Origin of the sequence: Streptomyces sp. NPDC052040 (assembly GCF_044548405.1) — a bacterium.
GTDB lineage: Bacteria > Actinomycetota > Actinomycetes > Streptomycetales > Streptomycetaceae > Streptomyces.
The window spans coordinates 43,917-61,745 of the sequence record NZ_JBIUBV010000014.1 but is presented as its reverse complement, the minus strand read 5'-3'; the positions used below and the strand labels follow the sequence as shown (position 1 = coordinate 61,745).

At 71.3% G+C, this 17,829-nt stretch carries 11 protein-coding genes; 8 read left to right on the top strand and 3 right to left on the bottom strand.

The window, feature by feature from the left end:
* Positions 1–62 precede the first annotated feature (62 nt).
* Together ACIHAA_RS24500 and ACIHAA_RS24495 are read left to right on the top strand one after the other, a co-directional pair.
* Entirely contained in the window at positions 63–902 is an 840-nt protein-coding gene (locus tag ACIHAA_RS24500; RefSeq protein WP_399820638.1) for a hypothetical protein, read from the top strand.
* Between the two features lie 149 nt (positions 903–1,051).
* Positions 1,052–1,642, top strand: a complete 591-nt coding sequence (locus ACIHAA_RS24495; RefSeq protein WP_399820636.1) for a sigma-70 family RNA polymerase sigma factor — start codon at positions 1,052–1,054, stop codon at positions 1,640–1,642.
* 101 nt (positions 1,643–1,743) lie between these two features.
* On the opposite strand, the gene ACIHAA_RS24490 is transcribed toward ACIHAA_RS24495, so the two are convergent.
* Positions 1,744–1,959: a hypothetical protein gene (locus tag ACIHAA_RS24490; protein WP_399820634.1), complete on the bottom strand. Its 216-nt coding sequence runs from the start codon at positions 1,957–1,959 to the stop codon at positions 1,744–1,746.
* Between the two features lie 389 nt (positions 1,960–2,348).
* Between ACIHAA_RS24490 and ACIHAA_RS24485 the strand changes: the two genes are divergently transcribed.
* Genes ACIHAA_RS24485 through ACIHAA_RS24475 form a run of 3 tightly spaced genes read left to right on the top strand, consistent with a single transcriptional unit; the run spans position 2,349 to position 5,415 of the window.
* Positions 2,349–2,603 carry a hypothetical protein gene (locus tag ACIHAA_RS24485; RefSeq protein ID WP_399820632.1) on the top strand — a complete coding sequence of 85 codons (255 nt, stop codon included), beginning with the start codon at positions 2,349–2,351 and terminating at the stop codon, positions 2,601–2,603.
* Positions 2,603–4,900, top strand: coding sequence for a heavy metal translocating P-type ATPase (locus tag ACIHAA_RS24480; protein ID WP_399820630.1), 2,298 nt, complete (start codon positions 2,603–2,605; stop codon positions 4,898–4,900). The genes ACIHAA_RS24485 and ACIHAA_RS24480 overlap by 1 nt, the downstream gene beginning before the upstream one ends.
* Positions 4,897–5,415, top strand: a complete 519-nt coding sequence (locus ACIHAA_RS24475) for a copper chaperone PCu(A)C (RefSeq protein ID WP_399820628.1) — start codon at positions 4,897–4,899, stop codon at positions 5,413–5,415. Before ACIHAA_RS24480 ends, ACIHAA_RS24475 begins: the two co-directional genes overlap by 4 nt.
* Before the next feature lie 477 nt (positions 5,416–5,892).
* Here ACIHAA_RS24475 and alaS read toward each other — a convergent pair whose 3' ends face one another.
* Positions 5,893–8,556, bottom strand: coding sequence for an alanine--tRNA ligase (gene alaS / locus ACIHAA_RS24470; RefSeq protein WP_399820626.1), 2,664 nt, complete (start codon positions 8,554–8,556; stop codon positions 5,893–5,895).
* 99 nt (positions 8,557–8,655) lie between these two features.
* A complete protein-coding gene (gene tsaD / locus ACIHAA_RS24465; protein WP_399820624.1) occupies positions 8,656–9,705 on the bottom strand; it encodes a tRNA (adenosine(37)-N6)-threonylcarbamoyltransferase complex transferase subunit TsaD in 1,050 nt (349 codons plus the stop codon).
* A 107-nt stretch (positions 9,706–9,812) separates the two neighbouring features.
* On the opposite strand from tsaD, the gene ACIHAA_RS24460 reads away from it, so the two are divergent.
* The 3 genes from ACIHAA_RS24460 to ACIHAA_RS24450 all read left to right on the top strand — a co-directional run bounded on the left by ACIHAA_RS24460 (position 9,813) and on the right by ACIHAA_RS24450 (position 17,533).
* Complete coding sequence (locus ACIHAA_RS24460) at positions 9,813–10,037, top strand: hypothetical protein (protein ID WP_399820622.1); 225 nt, start codon at positions 9,813–9,815, stop codon at positions 10,035–10,037.
* Between the two features lie 282 nt (positions 10,038–10,319).
* Positions 10,320–17,045 (top strand): RHS repeat domain-containing protein, encoded by a 6,726-nt coding sequence (locus ACIHAA_RS24455; protein ID WP_399820621.1) that lies wholly within the window; start codon positions 10,320–10,322, stop codon positions 17,043–17,045.
* A gap of 8 nt (positions 17,046–17,053) precedes the next feature.
* Positions 17,054–17,533 (top strand): hypothetical protein, encoded by a 480-nt coding sequence (locus ACIHAA_RS24450; protein ID WP_399820619.1) that lies wholly within the window; start codon positions 17,054–17,056, stop codon positions 17,531–17,533.
* Positions 17,534–17,829 lie beyond the last annotated feature (296 nt).

The window sequence follows — 17,829 nt, the reverse complement described above, 5'->3', positions numbered from 1 at the left end:
CCGGACGACCGGCGCCAACCCGGTCCCCGGGGCCCGGCGGCCGGATGCCAAGATGGGGCGTCATGTCTGTCGGTGGGCTGTTCCGAGCGATGCGGGCCGCGGTATTCGCGGCCGTCTGTGTCGTACTCGCGGCCATCGGCCATGTGCTGATGTCGGGCTCTCCCCTGCCCTGGTGGGTCCTGCTCGCCTCCGTGCTCGGGGTGGGAGCGGTGGCCTGGGCACTCGGCGGCGCCGAACGCGGGCGCCCCGCCGTGGTCGCTCTGACCGTCGGCGTCCAGGCCTGTCTGCACGGGTGCTTCACCCTCGCGCAGGCGAGCAGACAGGCGGTCCCGGCCGCACCGGACGACGCGAGCGCGGTCCGCCAGTGGGCCCGCTTCCTGCTGTGCGGCGGCGATGCCGATCCCCAGTCAGCGGCCCGGGCCCACCACGTGGCCGTACGCGCCGGACTGACCCACGCCATGCGCCTGCCGCCGTCCGACACCGGCGGCGCCCTCTCCCACACCGGCCACACCGTGTCCGGCATGGGTGACATGGCGAGCATGCCGGGGATGAGCGGCATGGACGGCATGAACGGTATGGCGGGCATGGCAGGTATGCCGGGCATGCATCACATGGGTGGTATGACGGGAACGGCGTCCTGGGGGATGCTGTTCGCCCACATCCTGGCCGCCGTGCTGTGCGGACTCTGGCTCGCCCAGGGCGAACGCGCGGCCTTCCGTCTGCTGCGCGCCCTGGCGGACCGGGCGTTCGTCCCACTCCGTCTGGTCCTCGCCGTACTCCTGCCCGTCCCGGCGCGCCCGCGTCCGCGGCCCCGCCACTCCCAGGAGCGCCGCCCCCGGCGCCTGTTCCCGGCCCATACCCTCACCACCCGAGGTCCTCCCGGGGAGATCGCTGTCCTCTGACAGCCGGAACCCCGCCCCGCGGCATACGCGGCGCGGGTCCCGTTCGCGTGTCCGCGCGAGCGGATCTCCCCCACCCGTGCACGGCCGACGGCACCCCTCTGCCCGCCGGTCGGCTCCGTCGTACGGGTTCAGCGAAAGGACCACGGGCAATGAGCCCAGCCCTGCCCGCCGTGACCGACGAGACGGTCACCGCTTGGGCCCTCGCCGCCGCGGGCGGCGACCGCGAGGCGGTCGACCGCTTCGTCCGCGCCCTCCAGCGCGATGTCCGCCGCTATGTGGCCCACCTGGCCGGTGACCCGCAGAAGGCCGACGACCTCACCCAGGACACCTTTCTGCGCGCCCTGGGCAGCCTGCACCGGTTCGAGGGACGCTCCTCGGCCCGCACCTGGCTGCTCTCCATCGCCCGCCGCGCGGTGGTGGACAGCATGCGCTACGCCTCCTCCCGGCCCCGGCTCACGGATGCCGCCGACTGGCAGAGCGCCGCGGAACGCAGCCAGACGGCCGGCCTGCCCGGCTTCGAGGAGGGCGTCGTCCTCATGGACCTCGTCGACTCCCTGCCGGACGACCGGAAGGAGGCGTTCGTCCTGACCCAACTGCTCGGACTGCCCTACGCCGAAGTGGCCGCCGCGAGCAGGTGCCCGGTCGGCACCGTGCGCTCCCGGGTCGCCCGGGCGCGGCTGAGCCTGGCCGGGGCGCTGAACGCCGACACTGTCCACGCCCCCGAACCGGCGGTCGCCTGACGGCGTACGCACGCTCCTGGGAGGTGGCCGCCGGTCACCTCCCAAGGGCGGCGGCCCCGGCCTCCGTCGGCGCGCGAACGTGCGGGGCACCCGCCCCGCCGTCAGGGCGCGGCGATCCCGTCGAGCCTGCCGCTCTTCGCGTCGTCGACCAGCGACGAGAACTGGTCGGCGCTCATCTGCACCCGCTGCCCGAAGTCGTCGGTCAGTACGACCCGCTGCTCGGCAGGCGCCGACGGGTCGACAAAGAGCTGGGGACAGCCGCAGTTGCAGTTGCCGCAGAACGTCGCCACCGGTTCGAGTCCGTGGATGTCGGTCATGGCCCATCGCCTCCGTGGGAAAGGGCAGGGGGCGGTGCACGCACCGGTGTGCGCACCGCGGGGGATGGCTGAGACATACCCGGGTGGTACTGGGCGACACGCCCGCGCACCGCGGGCGGAGGCGCACACAGACCCCCGGGTGACACCGAGCGCCCCCGGGTGCCCCCAGCACCCGGCCCGGCCCGGGAACCGAACGGGACTCGCCCACGACTCCTTGAGGGAGGGCAGGCCCCGCACCGGCCCCCCGGATGCCCCATCCGTCCCACCGCTCTCATCCTGTGACCCCTGCCACACTGTTGCCGGGGAACTCGGCCGCCGATGCTTCCGACATCTGGAGTGGCACGGTCCCACAGGACGGTTGCCGTACGACGCGACCTGGAGACTCGGTGATGGACCAGATCCCGCAACGCGCCGCCGCCCCCGCGGCCGAGGCGCCCCCCAAGGCGCTGCCACCGCCCGCACTCTGCGGCTTCCTTCTGCTGCTGGCCCTGATGTTCGCCGTCTCCTACGCCGTCGGATCCTCGGTCGGGCCCGTGGCCCCCGGAATGCACGGCACCCGCACCACCCAGGACGGCACCGGCGGCCACGACGGCGGCGGCATGGACATGGGCGGCATGGACACCGATCACGGAAGCGGGGGCTGATGACGACCCAACCGGCGTCCCTCGACGTCGTCACCGATCTGTCGGTCGGCGGCATGACCTGCGCGGCCTGTGTGAAACGGGTCGAGAAGAAACTCGGCAAGCTGGACGGTGTCACCGCCACCGTCAACCTGGCCACCGGTCGCGCCCGGGTCAGCCATCCGCCGGAGGTCGGCCCGGAGGCGCTCATCGCCGCCGTCGAACAGGCGGGCTACACGGCCGCACTCCCCGAACCGCCCCGGGTCCGGCGCGAGGACCCGGACACGGAACAGGCCGGGCACGAGTCGACGGAAGCCCGGCAGGAACGCGACCGGCTGATCGTCACCGCGCTGCTCGCCGTGCCCGTACTGGTCCTGTCGATGGTGCCCGCCCTCCAGTTCCGCAACTGGCAGTGGCTGTGCTTCGTCCTCTCCGCGCCGGTCGCCGTCTGGGGTTCCTGGCCCTTCCATCTTCGCGCGGTACGCGGACTGCGGCACGCGGCGGCGACCATGGACACCCTGGTGTCGCTGGGCGTGGCCGCGTCGTTCTCCTGGTCGACGTATGCGCTCTTCCTCGGTGGCGCGGGCGACCCCGGGATGCGGATGCCGTTCAGCCTGGTGCCCGCCGCCTCCGACGGTGTGGCGCACATCTATCTCGAAGCGGCCGTGGGCGTCCCCCTGTTCGTGCTCGGGGGCCGGTTCCTGGAGGCGCGGGCCCGCCGGGGGACCGGCGCCGCGCTGCGCTCGCTGGCCGAGATCGCGGCCAAGGACGTGTCCGTCCGGGACGGCGACGGCGAACGCCGCATTCCCATCGAGGAACTGCGGGTCGGACAAACCTTCCTGGTCCGGCCGGGGGAGCGGGTCGCCACCGACGGCACCGTGGCCGAGGGCAGCTCCGCCGTCGATCTCGCGCTGGTCACCGGGGAGAGCGAGCCGGTCGAGGTCGGTCCGGGCGCCCCCGTCGTCGGCGGCGCCGTGAACGCGGGCGGACTGCTGCTCGTCCGGGCCACCGCGGTCGGCGCCGACACCCGGCTGGCCCGCATCACCCGGCTGGTGACCGAGGCCCAGGCGGGCAAGGCGCGGGCCCAGCGGCTGGCGGACGCGGTCGCGGGCGTCTTCGTTCCGGTGGTGCTGGCCCTGGCCGCGACCACCCTCGGATTCTGGCTCGGCGCGGGCGCCGAGCCGCAGTCCGCGATCACCGCCTGTGTCGCCGTGCTCGTGGTCGCCTGCCCCTGCGCCCTGGGGCTTGCGACGCCCACCGCGCTGATGGCCGCCACCGGCCGCGGCGCCCAACTGGGCGTCCTCGTCAACGGCCCCCAGGCCCTGGAGGGCTTGCAGCACATCGACGCAGTGATCCTCGACAAGACCGGCACCCTCACCTCGGGCCATATGAGCGTCGCCAAGGTCACCGCCGTACCCGACGGGCTCGGGACGGAGGAGGTGCTGCGGCTCGCGGGCGCGGTCGAGCGGGGCTCCGAGCATCCGCTCGGCCGGGCCGTCACCGCCTACGCCGAACGGACCCTGACCGGGCGTCAGCTGCCCGCCGTACGGGACTTCGAGGCCCATCCGGGGGTGGGAGTACGCGGCCGGGTGGAGGACCACCTCGTCGAACTCCGCGTACCGGACGACGAGTTGCCCCCCGCCCTCGCTAACGCCCTGCCCGCCGCGGAGGCCGCCGCGCACACCGTGGTCATGGTCCGGGTCGACGGCAGGACCGAGGCCCTGATCGAGATCGGGGACGTGCTGCGGCCGGGCAGCTACCGAGCCGTGGACCGGCTGCGGAGGCTCGGCATCCGTCCCGTCCTCGCCACCGGCGACCGCGAGTCCGCCGCCCGGGCCGTCGCCGCGGACCTGGGCATCGAGGAGGTGTACGCCCGGTGCGCACCCGAGGAAAAGGCCGCCCTGGTCCGCCAGTTGCAGAGTGAGGGCTACCGGGTCGCCGTCGTCGGCGACGGAGTCAACGACGCGGCGGCCCTGGCAGGCGCCGACCTGGGCATCGCCATGGGCAGTGGCACGGACGTGGCGATGGGTGCCGCCGACGTGACCCTGGTCCGCGGTGACATCGAGGCCCTCGCGGACGCGGTACGGCTCGCCCGCAGCGCGCTCGGCACCATCCGCGCCAACCTGGTGTGGGCCTTCGGCTACAACGTGGTCACCGTGCCGCTCGCCATGGTCGGCCTCCTCAACCCCATGCTCGCGGCGGCGGCCATGTCCGTCAGCTCCCTCCTCGTGGTCGGCAACAGCCTCCGGCTCCGGGCCTGGCAGCCCTCACCCGCCCGCCGTCCCCGCCCCTCGACGTCGAACGGAAGCCGCCTTCGATGACCGCGCACCCCTGGATCCCCACCCGCCGCCGTCTCCGGGACACCCTGGTCGCGGCGATCGCCCCGGTGTGCGCCTGTGTTCTGGCGCTCGGCGGCCTGGCGGCGTGGGCGGCCTCCGGAAACGCGGGCAGCCCCCCGCGCATCGGCGTCACCCACGCGCGGCTCTATCTGCCCTACCCGGGCACGCCCGAGACCGCCGCGTTCTTCCGGATCAGCAACACGGGCGGATCCCCGGACCGGCTGGTCGGGGTGACCTCGACGGCCGTCGGGGGCGGCATCTCGCTGAGCCGTCACCGGATGACCGCGGGCGAGTCGGCCTACCGCGAGGTCGCGGACACCCTGCCGGTGCCGGCCGGCGCCACGCTGGACATGTCCCCGTTCAGCAGCGATGTGACCGTGCCCGTCACTCGACGCTGGAAGACCGGGGATCTGGTGCCGTTCACCCTGCACTTCGAACACGGCGGACGCGTCCAGGCCCTCGCGGTGGTGGTTCGCCCCGGCGAGAACGGTTCCTGACTCCGCCGGATTCCGAAGCCGAAGCGGACGTCGACCGGGCTTCCGGTCCCGAGCTCAGCCCCAGCCCTGGACCGGCGGGCCCGAGCCCGGGCCGAGCCTCAGCCCTGGACCGGCGGGCCCGAGTCCGGGTCCGGCCCACGCTCTGGACGGACGGACGGGCCCGACCCCGGGCCGAGCCCCAGCCCTGGAGGGACGGGCCCGAGCCCGGGTCCTGCCCACGCCCCGGACCGACAGGCCCGAGCCCGGGTCCGGAACGACCCTGGTCGCCGGGCCGCCGGGCCCGAGCCCAGCCGGGCAATCACGAGCGCCGCGGGCACTCCCCGGCCCCCGCCGCACCACGGGCCCGCAGTGTTGCAGCGCCCACGGCACCCACCGCACCCACACGAACGGCCGACTCGGGGAACTACACGACCGTGTCGTTCCCCGAGTCGGCCGTTCCTCCCGGCTCTCCCGTCTCTCCCGGCTCTCCCGGCCCGCTCAGGCCCCGCGGACCTCGCGAACCAGGCCGGGCACGGAGTCGAGTCTCCGGGACAGCTCCTCCTGGGGCAGGCCGCCGCCCTGGGCCAGTTCGGGGGACCCGCCGCCACGGCCGTTCAGCAGCCGCTTCACCAGGGCCGCCGCGTCCTGACCGGCCGCGCGGGCCGCGGAGTTGACCGCGGCGACGACCGCCGCCTTGCCGCCGCCGGTACCGGCGCCGACCGCCACCACACCCGGCCGGTCGGCGGGCAGCGCATCCCGTACGGCGACCGCGAGGGACCGGGCCGCGTCGGCGCCGCCGTCCGCCGTCGCGGTGGCGACCAGCACCCCGTCCGCCTCCACGGCCCCGGCCGCGAGACCGGCCGCACGCGCCTGGGTGGCCTGCTGCCGAAGCCGCTGGTTCTCCCGGTCGGTGCTCTTGAGCCGGTCCAGCAACGCGGCGATACGGTCCGGGAGTTCGGCACGCGGCGCCTGGAGCTGCTCCGCGATGCGAGCCACCAGGTCGCGCTCCCGGGCGAGATAGCCGAAGCCCTCGACACCGACCGCGGCCTCCAGTCGGCGCATGCCCGCACCGACCGACGACTCCGAGGTGAGCGCCACCACGCCGATCTGCGCCGCACGTTCGACATGGGTGCCGCCGCACAGCTCCCGCGACCAGGGGCCGCCGATCTCGACGACCCGGACCTTCTCGCCGTAGGTCTCGTCGAACAGCGCGAGCGCGCCCAGCTCCTTGGCCTCCGGAAGGGTCATCCAGCGTACCCCGACCGGCAGATCGCGGCGCAGCGCCTGGTTGGCCGCCTCCTCGATCTCGCTGCGGGCGGTGGTGGAGAGGGAGCCGCGCCAGGGGAAGTCCAGGCGGAGATGGCCGGGCCGGTTGTAGGAACCGGACTGGAGGGCCGTGGGGCCGAGGATCTGGCGCAGGGCGGCGTGCAGGACATGGGTGCCGGAGTGGGCCTGGCGGGCGCCGAGCCGCCACTCCGGGTCGACGGCCGCGCACACCTCGTCCCCGACGGCCAGCTCACCGGCCGTGACCCGGACCTGATGGACCACCAGCCCCGGCAACGCCCGCTGCACATCAATGACTTCGGACTCCGACGAGGCTCCGGACAGGGTGCCCGCGTCGCTGTCCTGGCCGCCGGACTCGGCGTAGAAGGGGGTGCGGTCCAGGACGACCGTGACGATCTCCCCTTCCCGGGCCACCGGAACGGGACCGGAGGAGCCCAGCAGGGCCAGAACACGGGAGTCGGTGGTCAGGGTGTCCCATGCGCGCCAGTCGGTCGGGCCGTTCTCGTCGAGCACCCCGCGCAGTGCGGTGGTGTCGGTGCCGCCCGACTTGCGGGCGCGGGCGTCGGCGCGGGCGCGTTCGCGCTGCTCCCGCATCAGGGCGGTGAAACCGTCGCGGTCGACCTCGACACCCTGTTCGGCGGCCATCTCCAGGGTGAGGTCGATGGGGAAGCCATAGGTGTCGTGCAGCAGGAAGGCCTGGGAGCCCGGCAGTTGACCGCCGCCCTCGCTCTTGACCCGGGCCACCGCGGTGTCGAGGACGGTCGTGCCCTGCCGCAGGGTGGCGCGGAAGGCTTCCTCCTCACCGGCCGCCTGGTCGGCGATCCTGGCGAACGACTCCGCGACCTCCGGGTAGCTGGGGGCCATGCAGTCCCGGGCGACGGCCAGCAGGTCGGCCAGCGCCGGATCGCCGTATCCGAGCTGGCGCATCGAACGGACCGTACGGCGCAGGATGCGGCGCAGGACATAGCCGCGGCCCTCGTTGCCGGGGGCGGTGTTGTCACCGAGCAGCATCAGCGCGGTGCGGACGTGGTCGGCGACCACCCGCAGCCGTACGTCCGCCTCGGCGTCCGCGCCGTAGCGGACCCCGGCGAGCGCCGCCGCGCGGTCCAGGACCGGACGCGTCTCGTCGATCTCGTAGAGGTTGTCGACGCCCTGGAGCAGGGTGGCCATGCGCTCCAGGCCCATGCCGGTGTCGATATTGCGGCGGGGCAGCTCGCCGAGGATGGGGTAGCCGGACTTGCCGGACCCCTCCCCGCGCTCGTACTGCATGAAGACGAGGTTCCAGAACTCCATGTAGCGGTCCTCGTCCACCGCCGGGCCGCCCGCCCGACCGAGGGCGGGGCCCCGGTCGTAGTACAGCTCGGAGCAGGGGCCGCACGGTCCGGGAACGCCCATGGACCAGAAGTTGTCCTCGTCGCCGCGCGCCACGATCCGCTCGTCCGGCAGTTCGGCGATCCGCCGCCACAGGGCGCGGGACTCGTCGTCGGTGTGGTGGACCGTGACCCAGATCCGCTCAGGATCCAGGCCGTACCCGCCGTCCGCCGCCGGCCTGGTGGACAGCTCCCAGGCGAAGGCGATCGCCTCCTCCTTGAAGTAGTCCCCGAAGGAGAAGTTGCCGTTCATCTGGAAGAACGAGCCATGGCGGGTGGTGCGGCCCACCTCCTCGATGTCCAGGGTGCGCACGCACTTCTGCACGCTCGTCGCCCGCGGCCACGGGGCGGCCGTCTCACCCGTGAGATACGGCTTGAAGGGGACCATGCCCGCGTTGACGAACAGCAGCGTCGGGTCGGGCGTCGGCAGCGGGGCGCTGGGGACGACGGTGTGGCCGCGCTCGGCGAAGAAGTCGAGGAAGCGGCGGCGGATCTCAGCGGTGCGCACGGAAGGCTCCGGATGATGACAGGGGCGGGACGGCGAGGGCGCGGGCGGTGCGGCGGGGGCCTGGGACGAGTTCGGTGCTCGTGAGGGCCCGGACGTTCATCAGGCCGCCCCCGCCACGGCGGCCACGGGGTGCAGGGCCGCGTACGCCAGCGGAGCCGACGGGTCGATCGAGACATCGAGCGGGGCGGGCTCGGCCCCGGCGCGGACCAGGAGGTCGCCCACGGCAGCGATCATCGCGCCGTTGTCCGTGCACAGCTTCAGAGGCGGTACGCGCAGCTCGATACCGGCGGCCTTGCAGCGCTCCTCGGCCAGCGAACGCACGCGCGAGTTCGCGGCGACACCGCCGACCACGACCAGCGTGCCGACCTCGTACTCGGCGCAGGCCGCGACCGCCTTGCGGGTCAGGACGTCGGCGACCGCCTCCTGGAGCGAGGCGGCGCCGTCGGCCACGGGCAGCTCACGGCCCGCGTGGCCCTCGGCCCAGCGGGCGGCGGCGGTCTTCAGCCCCGAGAAGGAGAAGTCGTAGGTGCCGGGAAGCGGGCGCGGGAAGACGACCGCGCGCGGGTCCCCCTCGCGCGCGGTCCGGTCGATGGCAGGACCGCCGGGGTAGGGCAGCCCGAAGACCCGCGCGACCTTGTCGAAGCACTCCCCGGCCGCGTCGTCGAGCGTGTCGCCCAGATGGACGATGGGGTCGCGGGCCAGGTCGCGGACCAGGAGCAGCGAGGTGTGGCCGCCGGAGACGATCAGCACCATGCACGGGTTCGGCAGCGGGCCGTGCTCCAGGGTGTCGGCGGCGACATGCCCGGCCAGGTGGTGTACGCCGTACAGCGGCACCCCCAGCGCATAGGCGATGCCCTTGGCCCCGGCCAGCCCCACCTGAAGGGCACCGGACAGCCCCGGGCCCGTGGTCACGGCCACCGCCCCGATGTCGGAGAGGGTGAGCCCGGCCTGCTCCAGCGCCTGCCGGACGACCGGGCGCAGGGAGTGCAGATGGGCGCGGGAGGCGATCTCCGGCACCACACCGCCGTAACGGGCATGTTCATCCATGCTCGACGCCACCGCATGGCCGAGCAGCTGCCCGTCCCGGACCAGCCCGGCGCCGGTCTCGTCGCACGACGACTCGATCCCGAGCACGATCGGTGAGCCCATGCCCACCCCTTCCTACATGCACAAAGTTATTGCAAGTAGTGTGCAACAGGACGCACCCGGATGGGAAACAGCAGCATATGGGGGCACTGGTTTCCTACACTCATGCGGTGAACAATTACACGTGCACCTGGTGCGGCACCGTCGGTCTGGTGGAGGGATTCATCGAGGACGCGGGTGAGAGCTCACGCGGGTACGCGCGCTGGATCGAGGGCGCGCTGGAGCGGGGGATCTTCGGGGGCGCCAAGCGCATGGGCCGGCCCCGGCGCCAGATAGAGGCGTTCCGCTGCCCCAAGTGCGGACACCTCGAGCTGTTCGCCACCGGCGCGGTGTAGCCGACTCGCGCCGTCATGACGCCTCCGTGGTCGGTCAGGATCAATGAACGCCCTCCGTGAGCCCCCCTTTTAATCGATCTGTGCCAAATTGCGTACCAGCCCAGGTGATCTCTTTGTGATTCTTCTGAAGAGACTTTGCCAAGACTGTGGAACCCAAGCCCTACGTTGATCACCGGCGGGGGCCTGAACTACGTGCGTGCTCCGTCTTCTTGATGCGCACTCAGGCAGGCCCCTCACGCGGACCGGCCTGTGTGCTCCAGATCTGCGGAGGGGATCGCACACATGGTGCGGGAAACGGGGCGGGGACGACGCCCGGGAGCACTGCGCTCCCGAAATGCGCGCCGCACGGCCGCGGTGACGGCGGGTGCCCTGCTGATGAGCCTGCTGCCCGCGGGAGCGGTTGCGGCGGCATCGGTGGACCACCGGCATGTCTCGGCTCCCGCCGCCCCGCACGACAAACGGATCCCCTTCACCCGTGCCACACCCCGGCACAATGGCGGGCACACATCCTTCGCACACTTCGATCCCGGCGTGCAGGGTCGGCTTCCCTCGTCGGGCAGTGCCGTGGTGACGCTGCCGGTCGCCACCCCCGCCGCAGGTCTGAGCGCCGGGGCGACGCAGAAGAGGGCAGGGAAGACGCCGGTTCTGCTCGGTGCCGGTACGGCGTCACGGGTTGGCGCGGTCTCCGGATCGCAGCAGGTGCGGGTGACCGTGCTGGACCAGAAGGCGGCGCGCGCGGCCGGTGTGCACGGTGTCCTCTTCACCCTGCGGCGTACCGGTCCGGGAGCAGGGAAGGTCGCTCTGCGGGTGGACGACTCGTCGTTCCGTTACGCCTTCGGGGGTGACTTCGCCGCGCGTCTGCACCTGGTGCAACTGCCGCAGTGCGCGCTGACCTCGCCTGCGTCGACGAAGTGCCAGCGGCAGACACCTCTGCACACCGCTCCCGGTACGCCGCTGTCCGCGCAGGTCTCCGTGCCGCCGGTGGCGTCCGCCGGTTCGGGAACCGGTGTCCTAGCCCGCCGGGCGACGGCTTCCACCGGCGCCCTGCTTGTCATGGCCGCGACCTCCGACGCCTCCGGCTCGTCCGGCGACTACTCGGCGACCAGCCTGTCGCCGGGCGGCTCCTGGTCGACCTCCGGGAACACCGGTTCCTTCACCTACAGCTACCCGGTCTCCGTACCCCCTGCGATCGGCGGAGCGGCTCCGAGGGTCGATCTGTCATACGACTCCTCCCTCCAGGACGCCCGGACGGAAGGAACGAACAACCAGTCCTCGTGGCTGGGTGACGGCTGGTCCTCGGCGGAGGACTACGTCGAACGCACCTACAAGTCGTGCGACGACGACTCGTCGTCCGGCGCCCCTAAGGGCGACGGCGACGAGTGCTGGGCGGGCCAGGTCCTGACCCTGTCGCTGAACGGCAAGTCGACCGAGATCGTCTACGACGACGCCACCAAGACCTTCCACCCTGTCGGTGACGACGCCACCACCAAGGTCGAAGACCTGACGGGGGCCACGAACGGTACGGACAACAAGGAGTACTTCAAGGTCACCCAGGGCGGTGTCCAGTACTTCTTCGGCCTCGACCGGTTGCCGGGCTGGTCCAGCGGCAAGGACGAGACCAAGTCCGTGTGGACGCAGCCCGTTTATCACGCACACAGCGGGGTGTCGGCGTGCCCGGACAGCACGACGTTCGCCGACACGTCCTGCACACTGGGCTACCGGTTCAACCTGGACTACGCCGTGGACCCGCACGGCAACGCCACGGCCTGGTACTACGCGCCGGAGACCGGCTACTACGGCGCGGACATGAAGAACACCGCGGTCGCCTACACCCGTGGCGGCACTCTCTCCCGCATCGACTACGGCATGACGTCCTCGACGGTCTACTCGGGCACCGCGCCGGAGCAGATCCTGTTCGACACCGCCGAGCGCTGCATCCCCGGCACCCCGTCCGGAAACACCTGTGACGACAGCCAGTTCACCCCGACGCATGCGGCCTCCTGGCCCGATGTTCCGCTGGACCTGAACTGCACCTCCGGCTCCGACTGCACCAACCACGCACCGAGTTTCTGGTCCCGTAAGCGACTGACCGCCATCACCACGCAGATCCGGACCGGCGGCGCGACGAAGCAGGTCGACAAGTACACCTTCACCCAGTCCTTCCCCGACGGCGGAGACCACGCCCCCACACTGTGGCTGGACGCGATCCAGCGCACCGGCCTGGACACACTGGGCGGGGCGTCCGGCAGCACGTCGACGCCGGCGGTGAGCTTCGATCCGCCGCTGCAACTGCCCAACCGTGTGGGCACGATCCCGCAGATGCCGCTGATGTACCACGACCGCATCCAGACGGTCACCAGCGAGACCGGGGCGCAGACGACGGTCACCTACGACCGGCCCGACTGCTCCAGCGCGCCGTCCAGTGACCCCAACGACCCCGCGGACGCGGCTGCCCGGTCCTTCGCGTCGGCCAACACCCTGTCCTGCTTCCCGGTGTACTGGACACCGACGGGGCAGCCTGCGCCGTGGATGGACTGGTTCTACAAGTACAAGGTGTCCTCGGTCGTCACGACGGACCCGCACAACTCCTACCAGGACGGCACCCAGCCGGAGCTGGAGACGGACTACGCCTACAAGGGCAACCCCGGCTGGCACTACGACGACAACGAGGTCGTCAAGGCCAAGAACCGCACCTGGGGCCAGTTCCGCGGGTATCCGGAGGTGGACGTCACCACCGGTGACCCGAATGTCTTCCACTACACCGACGGCGCCAAGGTCCACGACCAGAAGACGCTGACGAAGACCTACTACTTCCTGGGCATGAACGGCGACACCCTGCCCGGCGGCAAGACCCGTTCGGTACCGGACCTGACCAGCCAGGACGGTGCCACCTCGGTCACGGACGACGATGCCCTGGCGGGGCAGGTCTTCGAGACCGACACCTACGCCGGCGCCACGGGCGGCCTGGACAAGGCCGTTGTGACGGTACCCAAGGCCATCGGCCCGACGGCCACCCGCAAGCGCAGCGGACTGCCGGACCTCACCGCGCAGATGGTCCGCTCCGCCAAGACTCTGACCCGTCAGGCCGTGTCGTACGGCTGGCGCAGGACCGAGACGGACACCTTCTACAACACGACCCTCGGCAAGCCGACCACGGGCATGCCCGTTCAGATCGACGACCGGGGCGAGGCCGCCGACAGCAACAACGTCGCCAAGTGCACCTACACCCGCTACCTCACCGGCAGTGTGGACACCCTGGTGATGCCGGCGGAGGTCATCACCACTGCCCAGGACTGCTCCGGCGCCGGATCCGCCCCCGGCGGCACCCTGGTCTCCGACGTCCGTACCTCCTACGACAACAAGGCCTTCGGTTACGACGGCGACGGCCGGTCGAGTCCGGACCTGCCCGCCACCGGTGACGCGACCGTGGTCCAGAAGGCGTCCGCCGCCTCTGGCGCCACCGCGACCTCCTTCCTCGACGCGGCCGCCACCAAGTACGACGCCTACGGCCGCATCACCCAGGTCACCCGCACGCCCCACTCCACGGCCCCGAACGGCAGCAGCCTGTCCCAGAGCGTGGCCACCGGCTTCACTCCCGCGAGCGGAGAACTCCCGGCCCAGGTGGTCACCGCCACTCAGGTCACACCCGGGGCCGCCTGCACCGTCAGCTCCACAAGCTCCAAGGACTGCCAGGTCGCCGACAACGTGCTGGATCCGGCGCGAGGGGTTCCGACCGCCAAGACGGATGCGGCGGGCCTCCTGACCTCTCTCACGTACGACGCGCTGGGCCGCCTGACCGGGGTGTGGCTGCCCAATGAGGCGAAGGCGAGCAGCGCGCCGGCCAATATGACCTACACCTACAGCCTCTCCCAGTCGGCCCCGTCGGCCGTCGCGTCCAACACGCTCCTGGAGAAGGGCGGTTACAAGACCAGCGAGACGCTGTACGACGCCATGCTGCGGCCGCTACAGGCGCAGACGACCGCCGAGAACGGCACGACCGCGGTCACGGACACGCAGTACGACTCGCACGGCTGGACCGTCGCGACCAACAACGCCTACACCGTCTCGGGCAACCCCGGCAGCAAGCTGATCTCCGTCTCCCAGGTCTCCATCCCCGACACCACGGTCACCGACCACGACGGGCAGGGCAGGGCCGACCTGGTCACCGAGGAGCACGACGGCGGCAAAACCTGGACCACGACCACCGCCTACACCGGGGACAGGACCACCGTCCTGCCCCCCAGGGGCGGAGTGGCCACCACCACGGTCGTCGACGCCCGGGGCCAGAACACCGAACTCGACCAGTACACGGACGCGCCCACTCTGACGGGCAGCGCCGCGAACGGGTTCTCCGCCACCGGCGGCAGCACCTCTGCCACCACCTACGGATACGACGCCGCGGGGCAGCAGATCCGCGTCACCGGACCCGACAAGACCAACTGGACCTTCGACTACGACCTGCTGGGGCACAAGCACACCCAGAACGACCCGGACACGGGCGGGATCGTCTACGGGTACGACGACGCGGGCAACCTGACCTCCACCACGGACGCCAAGAAGACCGAACTCGACTACACCTATGATCTGCTGGGCCGCAAGCTCACCGCCACGGACAAGACCAAGTCCGGTTTCGAGTTCGCCTCCTGGGCCTACGACACCGTGCGGATCGGCCTGCCGGCCTCCTCCACCCGCTATGTGCCGGGGGTGACCGGCGGCTACACGGTGGCCACCACCGGCTACACCACCCTCGGCAAGCCCACCGGCACCAAGATCACCCTGCCGACGTCGGAGGCGCCGCTGCCGTCGACGTACGCCACCACCTACACCTACACCCCGAACACCCAGCTGCTCGCCACGCAGAGCGACCCGCGTACCCAAGGACTGAACAGCGAGGTCATCACCTACGGCCACGACACCCTCGGCAGCCCGACGACAACCGGCAGCAGCATCAACCTGTACGTCGGCGCCTCCGTCTACACCAACTACGGTGAGCCGTCGAAGCTGACGTTCGGCACCTCCACCAACCCGGCCTGGGCGACGTACGGCTACGACGACCAGACCCGTCGGCTGACCGACCGTCTCGTGCAGCGCACCCAGGCTCCCGGTCCGACGGTCGATGACACCAAGTACGCCTACGATCCCTCCGGAAACCCCACCTCCATCACGGACCAGCAGTCGGAGAGCGGCAACACCGTCACCGATCAGCAGTGTTACGCCTATGACGCGCTGGCCCGGCTCACCGATGCCTGGACCGGCAACGACAACTGCGCCGCCAACCCGCCCACGAGCGGGACCGTGTCCAGCACGGCGGGGTCCTACTGGCAGTCTTTCAGCTACGACGCGGTCGGCAACCGGAAGCAGAGCGTCGACCACGCCGTCGGCGGCTCCGGCACGACGTCGACCACCGTCTACGCCGACGGCTGCACCAGCGGCTGCAACTCCACCGGCGCCCAGCCGCACACCCTGACTGCCACCACGGGAGGCGCCAGCCCGACCAGGTTCGGCTACGACGAGGACGGCAACCTGCACACCCGGACTCCGGTCAGTGGCCCGGGCCAGACGCTGACCTGGGACGACGAGGGCCACCTGGCGCAGGTGGACACGACCGGCCCCAGCCCCACGACCACCAAGTACCTCTACGACGCCGACGGCAACCAGCTCATCCGCCGCGACCCCGGCCAGACCTCCCTCTTCGTCGGCGACACCGAGATCGTCGTCAACACCAGCGTCACCCCGAACGTGATGCTCGGCGCCGTCCGTATGTACACCCACGGTGGCACCGGCAACGCCGTCGCCGTCCGCTCCAGTCTCCCGGGCGGCGGCCTGAAGTACCTGTTCGGCGATCCGCACGGCACGGCGAGCCTCGCCATGGACGCCACCACCCAGCAGGTCGCCCGCCAGGAGTACACGCCCTACGGCCAGACCCGCACCGGCGCCAACACCATGGCCTGGCCCGATCCGACCCACTCCTACCTCGGCAAGCCCCAGGACATGAGCACGGGCTACACCGACGTCGGGGCCCGCAAGTACGACCCCGTGCTGGGGCGGTTCATCAGTGCCGATCCCGTTCTGGAGACCACCAGCCCCCAGCAGCTGGGCGGTTACACCTACGCCGCCGACAACCCCGTCACCAACAGCGATCCCATGGGACTTGAGGGCGACGACGGGAGTACCTGGCTCACGGCCGACAACAACTGGGTGTACCAGGGCGGCTTCGACGACCACGGCAACATGGTCAACGAGGACGGCAGCCCGCGCCACGGCGGTATGAACCTGTCGCAGGTCGGCCACTCCGGGGGGTGCTACTTCGTCCTGGTCGACCCGTGCGGTGGTGCTCTGCCTGTCGTGACGGTCGCCATGCAGACGCACAAGAACGTCGGCACGACGACGATCATCGCGGGTGAACTCGCGGGCATAGCCAACGGGCTCGACAAGGTGAGTGACATTGCGAACCCGTTCTGCTGGTTCGACTCCGGTTCTTGCAGCAGCTCCGACGACACCAGGGCCACGTACGACAAATGGGCCAGGAGTTCGGGAGCGGACACCAACTCCAATGCCTACAGGATGGCGGAGGAAACCGGCGGGACGTCGGTGTTCCTCGCCCTCGGCGGCGAGTTCGGTGCTGAGGAGGGCGGCGACGAGGTTCCCCTCGCGAAGCCGTGCAGCAGCGGCTGCGGCGCGGCGGACCTGGCGGCGAAGGTCGATGCCGGGAACCTCTCGATGACCAAGACGGTGGAGAATCACACCTGGGACATCGCGGGCACCCGGGACCCCATGGCTCCGAACTTCGGCAAGGCGGCGCGTCCCTACATGACCGCCAACAACGGGCAGCTCATTCGGGAGATCATGGCGGGGTCCGAGCCCACGCTGGACTCCCGTGAGGCCGCAGGGGTCGTCGAGTGGAGGACTCCTGGGACCATGAACGGGTCCCAGGGAGTATGGGAACTCAACATCAACGCGAACTCCAATACGATCGTCCATTTCCTCTTCAAACGTGCCAAGGGTTAGTCATGACAATGAAATTCTCCATTCGCGGGGGAGCGCCCCTTGACGGAGTGCTCACCTATGACGACTCCGAGTACGGCTTCTCGTTCGACGCGCGGAGCCCAAAGGCACTGGGCGAGAGGCTCGGTACGAAGGGCGTCACCAGCGCCCTCATCGGCACGCTGCAACTCGAGATCGACGTCGAGTCGCGCGAAATCGTCTACGTGTGGGGCTACTTCCCGAACGTTCGCGGGGATGTGGGTGACCTGGAGGTGCCCGTTGCCTCCCCCGGACGTGTGTTCCTCTCGTCGGACGACTTCCTCGAGGCGGGAGTCTCCTTCGACGTCCCGGGCAAACCCTGGCGCGTCACCTACGATCCGTCGTCGGGCTGGGTCGCCCTGCGCCTGAGCGACGCACCCGCGACGCTCGTCCAGATCGCCGACGGCACGGTCGTGGGCCTCGACGACGGTGCTCTCGTCTCGCTCTGGCTCAGGCCGGTATTCTCGGGCTGACAGATGCGCGATTGGCTGCAAGGTGTCGAAGCAACCCCTTGACCTGCACAAATGCAGGCTGAGAGCCTGCATTCGAGAGTTGCTCCGGCCGCCGCGGCGGGGGCCTGGGGCCGGGTCGGGCTGCAATGGCACCACATGGCGCGGGTCTGCACCATCCCGACGCGGAGTTTGCGGAGTCCGGGGGGGGGGGGGGGCGGGGGGGGCCCCCGGGGGGGGGGGGGGGGCGGCCCCCCCCCCGCGCCCCCCGGCCCCCCCCCCCCCCCCGCCCGGGCCCCCGGGGCGGCACAAATCCCCCG

What these genes read in the sequence shown, in the direction of transcription:
- ACIHAA_RS24500 (WP_399820638.1), top strand. Translation starts at nt 63, where the DNA reads ATGTCTGTCGGTGGGCTGTTCCGAGCGATGCGGGCCGCGGTATTCGCG.
- ACIHAA_RS24495 (WP_399820636.1), top strand. Translation starts at nt 1,052, where the DNA reads ATGAGCCCAGCCCTGCCCGCCGTGACCGACGAGACGGTCACCGCTTGG.
- ACIHAA_RS24490 (WP_399820634.1), bottom strand. Translation starts at nt 1,959, where the DNA reads ATGACCGACATCCACGGACTCGAACCGGTGGCGACGTTCTGCGGCAAC.
- ACIHAA_RS24485 (WP_399820632.1), top strand. Translation starts at nt 2,349, where the DNA reads ATGGACCAGATCCCGCAACGCGCCGCCGCCCCCGCGGCCGAGGCGCCC.
- ACIHAA_RS24480 (WP_399820630.1), top strand. Translation starts at nt 2,603, where the DNA reads ATGACGACCCAACCGGCGTCCCTCGACGTCGTCACCGATCTGTCGGTC.
- ACIHAA_RS24475 (WP_399820628.1), top strand. Translation starts at nt 4,897, where the DNA reads ATGACCGCGCACCCCTGGATCCCCACCCGCCGCCGTCTCCGGGACACC.
- tsaD (WP_399820624.1), bottom strand. Translation starts at nt 9,705, where the DNA reads ATGGGCTCACCGATCGTGCTCGGGATCGAGTCGTCGTGCGACGAGACC.
- ACIHAA_RS24455 (WP_399820621.1), top strand. Translation starts at nt 10,320, where the DNA reads ATGGTGCGGGAAACGGGGCGGGGACGACGCCCGGGAGCACTGCGCTCC.
- ACIHAA_RS24450 (WP_399820619.1), top strand. Translation starts at nt 17,054, where the DNA reads ATGAAATTCTCCATTCGCGGGGGAGCGCCCCTTGACGGAGTGCTCACC.